This window comes from Micromonospora sp. WMMD975 (assembly GCF_029581215.1).
Taxonomy (GTDB): domain Bacteria; phylum Actinomycetota; class Actinomycetes; order Mycobacteriales; family Micromonosporaceae; genus Micromonospora.
Map to the genome: position 1 here is coordinate 1012772 of NZ_CP120739.1, position 11750 is coordinate 1024521.

Here is an 11750-nt window from a genome sequence, read left to right on the forward strand (position 1 = left end):
GGGGTACGGATGGCTCAGTCCTTGACGGCGCCCGCTGTCACGCCCGCGGCGACGTACCGCTGGGCCACGATCAGCAGGACGGTGGCGGGGACGGAGGCGACCACTGCGGTGGCCATGATGGCGTTCCACTGCTGGTTGTTGTTGCCGATGTAGCGGTAGATGCCGAGCGTGATCGGCCGGGCGGCGCCCCCGGCGTCGAGCGTGGACGCGAAGAGGAAGTCCGACCAGGCCCAGAGGAAGGCGAACAGCGACACGGTGATGACCGAACCCCGGCTCAGCGGCAGCACCACCGACCAGAACGTCCGCCACCGGCCGGCGCCGTCCACCACCGCGGCGTGCAGCACCTCGTCCGGGATGCCGGACATGAACGCCGCGAAGATCAACACTCCGAAGGGCACGGCGATGGTGGAGTCGGCGAGCACCAGGCCGGCGGCCGAGTTGAGCACCCCGAGGCGGAGATAGATGGCGTAGAACCCCATCGCCATGATGATCCCGGGGATCATCTGCGCGATCAGCAGTACGAAGCTGAGCACGCCGCCGCCGGCCGGGCGCAACTTCGCCAGGGCGTAGCCGGCCGGCGCGGCGAGGGCCACGGTCAGCGCCACCGTGCCGAGCCCGACGAGCAGGCTGGTGCCCAGGTACGGCAACTGCTCCCGCAGCACCACCCGGTAACCCTCGACGGTGCCGTCGACGGGGAACAGGTGCGGCGGGTCGGCCCGCAGGTCGCCGTCGCGGGTGAACGAGACGTTGACCATCCAGTAGACCGGGAACAGCATCAGCGCGGTGAACACCAGCCCGAGGCCGGTCCGCCACCAGGCGGTACGCGCGGGTCTTCTCGTCACCACCGTTGCCTCCGTTGCGCTCGGGCGTAGCTCAACGCGAAGATGAGGGCGACCACGATCAGCAGGTTGCCGACGGCCGCGCCCGGCCCGAACTCCGGCAGCAGGCTGCCGAAACCGAGCCGGTAGGACCAGGTGGCGAACGTGGTGGACGAGTCGGTCGGCCCGCCCCTGGTCATGATCCAGATGAGGTCGAAGACCTTCAGCGTGTAGATCAGCCCGAGCAGCAGCGTGATCGCCGACACCGGCCGCAGCAACGGGAACGTGATCCGCCAGAACCGTTGCGGACCGCTCGCCCCGTCCAGCGCCGCGGCCTCGTACACCTCCGGCGGGACGGCCTGGAGACCGCTGTAGAGGACGACCAGGTTGAACGGGATGCCGATCCAGATGTTCGCGATGATCACCGAGACCAGCGACCACCGCGGCGACGTCAGCCAGTTGACCGGGTCGAGGCCCACCGCGCCGAGCGCCGCGTTGACCACCCCGGCGTCGCTGTTGAGCATCCACGACCAGGTGGAGGCCGAGACGATCAACGGCAGCAGCCAGGGTACGAGGAACAGCGCCCGCAGCGTCGCCGACAGCGGGAAGTGCCGGTGGAAGAAGACCGCGAGCGCCAGCCCGAGGGCGAACTGGAACAGCAGCGACACCGCCGTGAAGACCGCCGTGTGCACGAGCGCCGGCAGAAAGGTCGGATGGGTCACCACGTCCCGGTAGTTGTCCAGCCCGGCGAACGGGGCGTCGCCGGAGACGAACGAGCGGACCGTGTACCGCCGCAGGCTCAGCTCGATGTTCCGGTAGAGCGGATAGGCGTAGAAGACCAGCAGGTAGACCGTCACCGGGGCGAGGAACGCCCACGCCGTCCACCGGTCGGTGCGGTTTCGGCTCATGGATCTACTTGGCGGCGGCGGCCACGCCCTGGGCGGCGGACAGGGCCGCCTGCGGCGTCTTCGCGCCGCTGAGCGCCCCCTGCACGGCGGTCCACAACTGCTCGGAGATCTTCGGGTACCGCGTGCCGAGGTTGTCACCGGTGCGCCCCTTGGCGGCGTTGACCGCGTCGACCCACACCTTCAGCTCCGGGTCGGCCGCGACCTGCTTCTCCTGCACCGCCGCCACCGGCGCGACGTACGACAGCGTGGTGTCGGTGGTCAGCAGGTTGTCCGGGTTGGTCAGGCAGGTCACCAGCTTCCGCGCGACCTCGTACCGGCCGGTGTCGCGCTGCACCGGGATGGAGACGAACTCACCGCCGGTCGGGGCCGGGGCGGTGCCGCCGGCACTCGCCGGCACCGGGATGATCCCGTACTCGAAGTCGAGCTTCTCGGCGTTGGCCCGCTGCCAGGTGCCGTTCTCGGCGAACGCGTAGTCGCCGCCGGCGAACTCCTGCCAGCTGGTGGTCTGGGTGTTGTTGATGACGGAGTTCGGCGCGTACCCCCGGGTCAGCCAGTCGGACCACAGCGTCAGCGCGGAGATGGCCGGCGGCGAGTCCAGCGCGGTCAGCTGGGCGCCCGCGCCCCAGAACCAGGGCAGGAACTGGAAGCTGCCCTCCTCGGTGCCGATCGCCGAGAACGTGATGCCCTTCTTGCCGGCGCCCTTCACCTTCGCCAGCGCAGCGGTCAGCGACGGCCAGTCCCGGACCGACGCGACGTCCACCCCGGCCTTGCCCAGCAGGTCCTTGTTGTACCAGAGGGCGAGCGTGTTCGCCCCGATCGGGACGCCGTAGGTCCTGCCGTCGAGCTGGCCGGCGCCGAGCAGGTTGGGTGCCGAGGCCGCGGTGTCGAGCTTCGTCTCGTCCGCCGAGGTCAGCGCGCCGGCCTGGGCGAGCGTGGAGATGACCGGATTGTCGATGATCAGCACGTCGGGGGAGTTGCCCTGCTGGGCCGCGAGCAGCGCCTTGTTCGTCAGGTCGGTGGTGTCGTAGCCGGTGCGTCGCACCGGCACGCCCGCGGAGCTGCCGCAGGTGTCGAGCAGCTTCTCCCAGTCGGATCCGCCGGCGAACTGCGGGTACGGGTCCCAGACGGTGTACGCGGCGCCGCCGGCCCCGCCTTCCGGGGTGTCGTTCGCGGAGCAGCCGGTGACGGTGCCGGCGACCGTGAGGGCGGTCAGGGCGGCGCCGGCCACGCCCCGCCGCCAGGCGGATGTCGTCATGGTGTGGCCCCTCTCGGGCAGCGAAACGGCGAATCGGTTCGACCGAAGATAAGCCGGTCGATGTATGCGGTCAAGGTGCTCGATCGCCTCTGGGCGAAACTGGTTCGCCACAGGCTGGTCATGGCGTTGACATCCATAGACATCGACGCCTAGGCTGCCCGGCGAATCGATTCGCTAGGACGTCCTCCGCAGCCCCACCACACTGCCGAAGGAGTCGCAGTGAACATCCCCCACGCCCGGGCACCCCGGATCCGCGGCCTCGCCGCCCGGATCACGGCCGGTACCCTCGCCGTCGCCTGCTCGCTGGCGGTCGCCGCGTCCCCGGCACGGGCCGCCGACGAGTCGCTCACCGTCAACTTCTCCGCCTCCCTGGGTACGCCGACGTACCGCGGATCGGGGTGGATCTACGGGATGACCGAGAACGGCCAGAACCCGCCGGACAGCTACTTCCGGGACGTGAAGTTCCGGGCCATGCGCGCCGGCGGCGCCCAACTACCCGGACAGGGCTGGGTCGGCGGCGGCTACGACCGACGCTGGAACGCCACAGTCGCCCAGGCCCGCCGCACCGCCGCCCTCGGCGGCACGTTCGTGCTGCTCGACCACGACCTCTGGGGCGCCGACGGCGCCTCGATCAGCCGTTTCCCCGGCGACAACGGTGACTGGAGCGACTACGACCGCTTCCTGGACCGGCTCTTCTCCGATGTCCGTTCGGCCGGGATCACCGTGCAGTGGGACATCTGGAACGAGCCGAACATCAGCCTGTTCTGGAACCGGCCCCAGTCGCAGTACTTCGAACTGTGGCGACGCACCTACCAGCGGATCCGGTCGGCGTTCCCGGGCATGCTCATCGTCGGGCCGAGCTGCGCCTGCGTACCGTCCACGAGCGGCTGGTGGACCCAGTACCTGGACTACGTCAAGGCCAACAACGTGGTGCCGGACATCTTCAGCTGGCACTCGCTGCCCGGCGACCCGGTGTCGAACGTGGCCACCGCCAACCAGACGCTCGACTCGCGGGGCATCGCCCACCCGCGACCGCACCAGATCAACGAGTACGGCGCGTCCAACGAGCAGAACCCGGCCGCTGGGGCGTGGTACCTGGCCCGGCTGGAACGCGCCGGCGCGGACGGGCTGCGGGCCAACTGGGCCGGCGGCCAGAACCTGCACAACGACCTGGGCAACCTGCTCACCCACAACTCCAGCGGGCAGTACCAGCCCAAGGGCGAATGGTGGGCGTACCAGTTCTACGGCTCGATGACCGGCCAGATCGCCTCCGTCACGCCGAGCGCCTCCTACGACGCGTTCGCCACCCGCGACACCGGCTCGGCGAAGATCCTCATCGGCGGCCACCGCACCACCGGCAACGTCGCGGTGAACATCCAGCGCCTGGACGCGACAAGCGGCATCGTGGTCGACAACCAGGTCCGGGTGGTGGTGCAGAACATCCCGTACAACAACGGCGGCGCGGTGTCCGGGCCGGTCACGGTGCGGGACAGCGTGGTGACGCTGTCGAACAACGGCACCACGGTCAACGTGTCGCACTCGGCCATCAGCGACACGTCCACCGTCACCCTGCTGCCGCCCGGTGGCGGAGGGCCGACGAACCAGAACGTCCAGATCGTCGGCGGCCAGTCCGGCCGGTGCGCTGACGTGCCCGGCGCCACCACCACGAACGGCAGCCAGATCCAGCTCTGGGACTGCCACGGCAACGCCAACCAGCGGTTCAGCTACACGTCGGGCAAGCAGCTCACGGTGTACGGCAACAAGTGCCTGGACGCCTCCGGCCAGGGCACCGCGAACGGCACCCCGGTGGTCATCTGGGACTGCAACGGCCAGTCCAACCAGCAGTGGAACCTGAACGCCGACGGCACCATCACCGGCGTGCAGTCCAACCTGTGCCTGGATGCCAGCGCCTTCGGCACCACCAACGGCACCAAGATCCAGCTCTGGCAGTGCCTGAACGGCGCCAACCAACGCTGGACCCTCCGCCCCTGAGATGCAAGGCGGGGCCCCTTCTTAACGCCTGCGGTATGGGAAGGGGCCCCGCTTAACACCTCAGCGCCAGCTCCACCTCTGGTTGGCCTGGCCGTTGCAGGACCACAGGATGAGTCTCGTGCCGTTCGCGGTGCCGGCGGCGTTGGCGTCGAGGCAGAGCCCGGACTGCACACCGGTGACGGTGCCGTTGGCGTTGACGTTCCATTGCTGGTTGGCCTGGCCGTTGCAGCCCCACACGATGACCGCCGTGCCGTTGCTGGTGCCCGCCCCGTTCGCGTCTAGGCACAGGTTGCCGGCCAGTTGCAGTTGGCGGCCGGCGCCGGCGGTCCAGAGCTGACCGGACTGCCCGGCGCAGTCCTGCAACTGCACCTGCGTACCCGAGGTCTGGGTCGGTGCGGTCACGCAGCGGCCGGACTGTTCGCCGGCGAGCTGCCGCCCGGTGGTGGGCGACGGGCTGGTCGGTGGCGTGGTCGGCGGGTTCGTCGGGGTGGTGCCGTCGAACTGCGTGAAGAACCGCCACACCACGGCCTGCGTCCACGACCGCTCGCCCGGCGCGAACGGGTCGGCGGTGCCGTCCACCGCGTTCGGGGCGTGCGGCCCGTCGAAGGCGCCCCAGGCGACCGGGTAGCCCGCCCGGCAACCCGAGTAGTAGGTGACGACGTGGGTCAGGCTGCCCTGCGCCGGCTCCGGCGGATTCTGCGGGGTGCAGCCGTTGTTGCGGACGAACTGGTCGCGCAGCGCGCGGCCCGCCGAAATCGGCAGCGTGCCGTCACGCAGACCATGGATCCCGAGGTACGCGATGGGCTGGGTGCCGCCGTTGCACCCGCTGAGGTTCGCGCCCGAATAGACCGCTACCGCGCGGAATACGTTCGCCCGGGCACAGGCGATGGCGTAGCTCATGCCGCCGCCGTAGCTGAAGCCCATCGCGTACAACTGGGTGGTGTCCACGCACAGGCCGGCCTCGAACGTGCGGACCATGTCGTCGACGAACGTCAGGTCCTGGCCGTTCGGGTTGGCCCAGCCGTTGCCGTTGCCCTGCGGTGCGACGAAGATCGCGCTGTTGTTCGACAGCGCCCGGACCCCGTAGTAGGACCACGGGTATCCGCTGGTCCCGCCCGAGTCGACGTCGCCCGCGGTGCCGCCGTTCCAGTGGAAGCCGAAGATCAGCCGGTACGGGTGGTTGTTGTCGTAGTTGTCGGGGATCCGCAGGATGTACGAACGGTTCTGGCCGCCGCTGGAGATCGTGTGCGAGCCGCTCGTCAGCGCCGGCGCCCTGCCGCAGCCGGCGGTCGCCGCCAGCGGGCTGACGCCGGCGGCATCCTGACCGGCGGCGAACGCGACGCCGCCCATGGCGAGGACGAGTCCCGCCACTCCCGCGACGACGCCGACGATGAGCCGATGTCTCGGCATGGCGTCCTCCTTCCTTCGAGTGGTTAAGCGGGGCCCCTTCCTATACCGGAGGCGTTAAGAAGGGGCCCCGCCTTGCACGTCAGCTTCGGGTGCTCCACTGCTGGTTGGTGCCGTTGTGGCAGTCCCAAAGGTTGATCTTCGTGCCGTTGGCGGTGCCGTAGCCGGCCGCGTCCAGGCAGCGTCCGGACTGCACGCCGGTGATGGTGCCGTTGGCGTTGAGGTTCCACTGCTGATTGGCCTGGCCGTTGCAGTCCCAGATGATCACGCTGGTGCCGTTCGCGGTCCCTTTACCGTTCGCGTCGAGACACTTGTTGCCGAGCACCTGCAACTGCTTCGCGGAGGTGTAGGTCCAGCGCTGCGGGGTGCCGCCCCAGCAGTCGTACAGCTGCACCTGGGTGCCGTTGGTGGTGCTGCCGTTCGGCACGTCCAGGCACCGGCCCGAGCCGCCACCGACCAGTTGCACGTTCTGGTAGGTGGTGCCGCCGCCGTTGCCCGGGGTGCCGATGCTGCCGTCCACCGACCGCAGCGCGGCATACCAGACGGCGGCCATCTTGTCGTAACCGCCGGCGGTCGGGTGGATGCCGTCGATCAGGTCGGCGGTGCTCAGCGCCGAGTGCTGGTCGACCAGGTGGACCCGCTTGCCGGCGTTCACCTTGGACTGCACGATGCCGGGAATGGCGGCGTTGAAGGTGCGTACCGCCGACTCCTGGCCGGAGTTGGCAAGCGGGATGATCTGCGCCACGAACACGTCGGCGTTGGGCGCCGTCGCGGTGATGTGGTCGATCAGGGTGGAGAGCCGGTTCGGCGCGCCGGACACGTTGTAGTTCTGCAGGATGTCGTTGGTGCCGATGTGCAGCAGCACGGTGCGCGGCTGGTAGGCGTTCAGCCAGCCGGTGATGTTGGCGTCGATCTGGTCGATCCGCCAGCCGGGGTGTCCCTCGTGGTCGTGGTCGCCGAGGTTGCCCGGCCCGTTGAACTGGGAGCCGACGAAGTCGATCCGGTAGCCGCCGGCGGCGAGCCGTTGCCACAGACCGATCCGGGAGCCGCCCGGGACCTGGGTGCCCTCGGTGATCGAGTCACCGAGCGGCATCACCCGTACCCCGCCGTTGGACTCGGCTGCGGCCGGGCCGGCCGGGGTGAGCACCCCGGCGACGGCCATGGCCAACGCGGCGGCTGCGGCGAGCCACCCTGTCCTTCTGCGCATGAGTGTTCCTCTCAGGGGCTGGTGCAGGTCAGGGACGGGGTCGACGGCGAGCCGTTGGCCAGGAAGCCGAACGTGGTCGAGCCGGCGGCCGGCACCGAGCCGTTGTACGACACGTTGCGGACGGTCGCCGTGGAGCCGCTGGTGCTCAGCGTGCCGCCCCAGATCTGGTTGATGCTCTGGCCTCCGGCCAGGTTCCAGCCCACCGTCCAGCCGTTGATCGCCGAGGCGCCGGCCGTGACGGTCACCTCGCCCTGGAAGCCGCCGGACCAGGTGCTCGTGGTGCGGTAGGTCGCGGCGCAGGCGCCGCTGGTGGGCGGCGGGGTGGTCGGCGGTGCGGTGGTCGGGGGCGGGGTCGTCGGCGGTGCGGTGGTCGGCGGCGCGGTGGTGGGCGGCGCGGTGGTCGGCGGGGTGCCGGTGCCGGAGCTGAACCGCCAGTGGTCGATGTTGAACAGCGAGCCGCTGCCACCGGTGAACCGCAGGTAGAGGTCGTGGGTGCCGGTGGCGCCGCTGACCCCGCAGGTCGTGTCCGTCCACGTCTGCCAGCCGCCGGTGCCGGACACCCGGCAACTGCCGACGAGCGGGCCGCTGGTGCTGTCCAGGCGCAACTCGATGGTGCCGCCGCTACCGGCCGAGGCCACCCGGGCGGTGTACGAGGTCGCGCCGGAGCCGAAGGCCACGCCCTTGACCTTGATGTAGTCCCCGTTGTCGATGAAGCCGACGTTCATGCCACCGCCGCTGGCCGGCTCGGTCTCGATCCCCTGCCCCCAGGCGATCGTCTCGGCCTCCTGCCGGACGTACGGGTTCAGCGTCCCGACCTGCGGGGCGCCCGCGTTGGTCATGGACATCGTCGGGATCGAGCCGTCCGACCCGTAGGAGAACTTCTCCACCGCCACCGACCTGGTGAAACCGCCGCCGCCGGGCAACGCGCCGTTGTGGTAGAAGAAGTAGGAACCGCCCTTGAAGTCGACGATCCCGGGGTGGTTGGTGAAGCTGCTGCCCTGGGTGGGCATGACCGTCCCGCGGTAGGTCCACGGCCCGGTCGGGCCGGGCGCCGTCGAGTAGCCGATGAACTCCGAGCAGCACTTGGCGGCGAACACGTTGTAGTAGAGGTTGTTGCGCTTGTAGACCCAGGGCCCTTCCTCGTACAGGGTGGGCCGGTTCGCGTCCCCGGTCCGGGTCCCGAAGCCCGCCGTGGTCAGCGGGATCTGCGTCGGGCTGCCCGAGTACGAGATCATGTCCGAGTTCAGCTTCACGTACCACAGCTTCGGGTTGCCCCAGTAGAGGTACGCCTGACCGTCGTCGTCGATGAACACGGTGGGGTCGATCTCGCCGTTGCTCACCAGCGGGCGGCCGATCGCGTCCCGGAACGGGCCGGTCGGGCTGTCGGAGACCGCCACGCCGATGCCCATCTGGCCGGTCGCCCGCACGACCATGGGTACGTACCAGTAGAACTTGCCGTTGCGGTAGATCGCCTGGCCGGCCCAGGCGTCCTGCTTGGCCCAGCTGAAGGTGGCGAGGTTGAGCGGCGACCCGTGGTCGGTCCAGTTGACCATGTCGTCGGACGACCAGACCCGCCACTCCTTCATGGTGAACCAGGTCGAGTTGTCCTCGTCGTGGCCGGTGTAGAGGTAGACCCGGCCGTTGTAGACCAGCGGCGCCGGGTCGGCGGTGTAGATGTGCTGCACGATCGGGTTGTCCGCCCGGGCGATCGCCGGGAAGAGCCCGATCACGACGAGCAGGCTGGCGAGCACGGCGAGTCCGCGCCGGGCCGGCCTTCTTGAGAGCGTTAACATCACGGTCCTTTCGGGGGTGGTGTGCGGGTGGTCTCAGCGGTAGCCGGCGGCCACGATGTTGGCCTGGACGGCGTTCTCGGTCGCGTCCGAGGGATAGCCGGCCACCATGGCCCCCTCGTAGAAGGTGCCGGCGCTGAGGTTGGCGCCACCGCCGGGCTTGCAGCAGTCGCCGCCGCTGCCCAGGATGATCGCGCCCTGCTTCTTCATCGGGCTGTAGCCGTTGGGCAACGACCCGTCGTAGAGCGTGTAGAGGTTGCCGGACTGGGCGTTGCTGCCCTTGATGGCGAAGCGCGACGTGCCGTTGTTCTTCAGCGTGGCGGTGACGAACTTGCTGGTGAAGGCGCGCTGGTTGGGATTCCAGGACGAGCTGCCGCCGGGGAAGAGACCCCATTCCAGGTCGGCCTGCACCCACGGGCCGCTGCCGGAGCAGCCGCCGAACCAGCAACTGGTGCTGAAGTTGATCGCGTCCATCGCTCCCGCGGCGTCGGCCTTGCGGGTGGTCTCGCTGTTGCCGTAGTCGAAGCAGCAGCCGCTGTTGACGTGGGTGCCGCTGGTGACCATGTACATGCCCTCGGGCGCGCTGCCGGTGGGAACGCCGGTCAGGTGGCCGTCCCGCCAGTAGCTGTTGTTGGGGTTGATGTAGAGCGAGTACGCCTTGGCGCCGCCGACGGTCAACGACTCGCTCGTCGCGGTGGCCGGCCGGCTGGAGGACGAGCCGGGGACCTGCGCCGAACCCTGGTACCACAGGTCGTTGCCGCGTCCCGACTGGTCGTAGACCACCGTGATCACGCAGGTCGTGCCGCCGCAGAACGAGTCCTGGCCGGAGGCGTCGGCGTAGCCGCCGGCGCTCAGCACCCCGATGTTGCGGGTGGCGTTGTCCGAGGACCGGCGGACCTGGTAGAGGTTGCCGCCGTAGGCCGAGAACAGCGCCCGGGTGGTGCTGTGCGCCGCCACGCACGGCGTCCCGCCGGCGGCGTAGAGGTCGCACGGCCGGCCACCGGTGGGGGGCGGCGAGGTGGGCGGCGCGGACGTCGGCGTCGTCGACGTGGTCCACCGCTGGTTGGCCTGGCCGTTGCAGGTCCAGAGGATCAGCTTGGTGCCGTTCGCGGTGCCGGCGGCGTTGGCGTCCAGGCACAGGCCGGACTGTTGGCCGGTGATGGTGCCGTTGGCGTTGACGTTCCACTGTTGGTTGGCCTGGCCGTTGCAGTCCCAGATGATCACGGCGGTGCCGTTGCTGGTGCCCTGGCCGTTGGCGTCCAGGCACTTGGTGCCGTAGACCGTGAACTGACGGGCCGACGTGTACGTCCAGTTCTGCGCGGTGACGCCGGTGCAGTCGTAGAGCTGGACCTGGGTGCCGTTCGTGGTGCTGCCGTTCGGCACGTCGACGCAGCGGCCGGACTGCGCGCCCACGACGGCGCCCGGTCCGGGGGCGGCGACGGCCACCCGTGTCTGTGTCGCCACGGCGGTGCCGCCGGCAGCCAGCACGAGGGCCAGGGCCGAGATCGCCAGGCGTAGGCGTCTGTGCCGGAGCGTTCGGGGACGGGAGATGGGCATGACGGCTCCTCGGATACGCAGGCTCCGGGACCGTCCGTACCGGCGCGGAGCCTCACGGGTGGTGATGGCCGTCGATGGAACGCTGACCCGCGCAGGGTGAACCCACCGCCGGCGCCCGGTTCCGGCGCGAGGCCCGCACGCATGACGATGCCGGAGGTGCCGGTGGTGGCAGCCGGTCATCGATGTTAGCGCGAACATCGACGCGAATAATTAGAACACATTGGCGGGCCGGACGCGCCGGCGCGCACCGGACAGACTCCGGTCGGAGCCGTGGGCCGACGCGTCGAAGGGCGCGAGGCGCGCCGCGCCCTGCTGGCTCTACGCCGTGTCCGGAGTGCCGCCGGCCAAGCGCGGCGGAATATGGCGCAGCCGAATGCGACGCGCCGGAATGCGACTCGGCCGAATGCGGCGCGGCGAGGTGAACGCGCTCAGCGGGCGCGCTTCGTCGCCCGCTTGCGCGGCGGGGTCAGCAGGTCCGCGATCGCGGCGATCGAGGCCGGCACCACCCGGTAGTAGGCCCAGACGCCCCGCTTCTCCCGTTCGAGCAGCCCGGCCTCGGTGAGGATCCGCAGGTGGTGACTCACCGTCGGCTGGGACAGCCCGAGCGGGGCGGTCAGGTCGCTCACCGACGCCTCGCCCTGCGGGGCGGACTGGATCAGGCTGATCAGCCGCAGCCGAGCCGGATCGGCGAACGCCTTCAGCACCCCGGCGAGGCGTTCGGCGTCGGCCCGCTTGATCGGCTCACCGGTCAGCGGCGAGATGGACGGCATGGCAGTTTTCGCAGTTCCCACGCCCTCCATAGTCGCACCAACGCCA

General features: G+C 70.0%; 9 protein-coding genes. 1 reads left to right on the forward strand and 8 read right to left on the reverse strand.

Annotated elements, in window-relative coordinates:
- Window positions 1-14: 14 nt before the first annotated feature.
- From O7613_RS04580 to O7613_RS04590, 3 genes are all read right to left on the reverse strand, one after another.
- Window positions 15-776, reverse strand: coding sequence for a carbohydrate ABC transporter permease (locus O7613_RS04580; protein WP_281590400.1), 762 nt, complete (start codon window positions 774-776; stop codon window positions 15-17).
- A gap of 62 nt (window positions 777-838) precedes the next feature.
- Window positions 839-1726: a sugar ABC transporter permease gene (locus tag O7613_RS04585; RefSeq protein ID WP_282292308.1), complete on the reverse strand. Its 888-nt coding sequence runs from the start codon at window positions 1724-1726 to the stop codon at window positions 839-841.
- Window positions 1727-1730: 4 nt separating this feature from the next.
- Window positions 1731-2981 carry an extracellular solute-binding protein gene (locus O7613_RS04590; protein WP_282292309.1) on the reverse strand — a complete coding sequence of 417 codons (1251 nt, stop codon included), beginning with the start codon at window positions 2979-2981 and terminating at the stop codon, window positions 1731-1733.
- Window positions 2982-3206: 225 nt separating this feature from the next.
- Between O7613_RS04590 and O7613_RS04595 the strand changes: the two genes are divergently transcribed.
- Entirely contained in the window at window positions 3207-4973 is a 1767-nt protein-coding gene (locus O7613_RS04595; RefSeq protein WP_282294477.1) for a ricin-type beta-trefoil lectin domain protein, read from the forward strand.
- 60 nt (window positions 4974-5033) lie between these two features.
- On the opposite strand, the gene O7613_RS04600 is transcribed toward O7613_RS04595, so the two are convergent.
- The 5 genes from O7613_RS04600 to O7613_RS04620 form a co-directional block, all read right to left on the reverse strand.
- Window positions 5034-6383, reverse strand: coding sequence for a ricin-type beta-trefoil lectin domain protein (locus tag O7613_RS04600; protein WP_281584044.1), 1350 nt, complete (start codon window positions 6381-6383; stop codon window positions 5034-5036).
- A 79-nt stretch (window positions 6384-6462) separates the two neighbouring features.
- Entirely contained in the window at window positions 6463-7587 is a 1125-nt protein-coding gene (locus tag O7613_RS04605; protein ID WP_281584043.1) for a ricin-type beta-trefoil lectin domain protein, read from the reverse strand.
- An 11-nt stretch (window positions 7588-7598) separates the two neighbouring features.
- Window positions 7599-9380 carry a family 43 glycosylhydrolase gene (locus O7613_RS04610; protein WP_281584042.1) on the reverse strand — a complete coding sequence of 594 codons (1782 nt, stop codon included), beginning with the start codon at window positions 9378-9380 and terminating at the stop codon, window positions 7599-7601.
- Between the two features lie 33 nt (window positions 9381-9413).
- Window positions 9414-10934, reverse strand: a complete 1521-nt coding sequence (locus O7613_RS04615) for an arabinofuranosidase catalytic domain-containing protein (protein WP_282292311.1) — start codon at window positions 10932-10934, stop codon at window positions 9414-9416.
- Between the two features lie 428 nt (window positions 10935-11362).
- Window positions 11363-11734 (reverse strand): metalloregulator ArsR/SmtB family transcription factor, encoded by a 372-nt coding sequence (locus O7613_RS04620; protein ID WP_281584040.1) that lies wholly within the window; start codon window positions 11732-11734, stop codon window positions 11363-11365.
- Window positions 11735-11750: the final 16 nt, after the last annotated feature.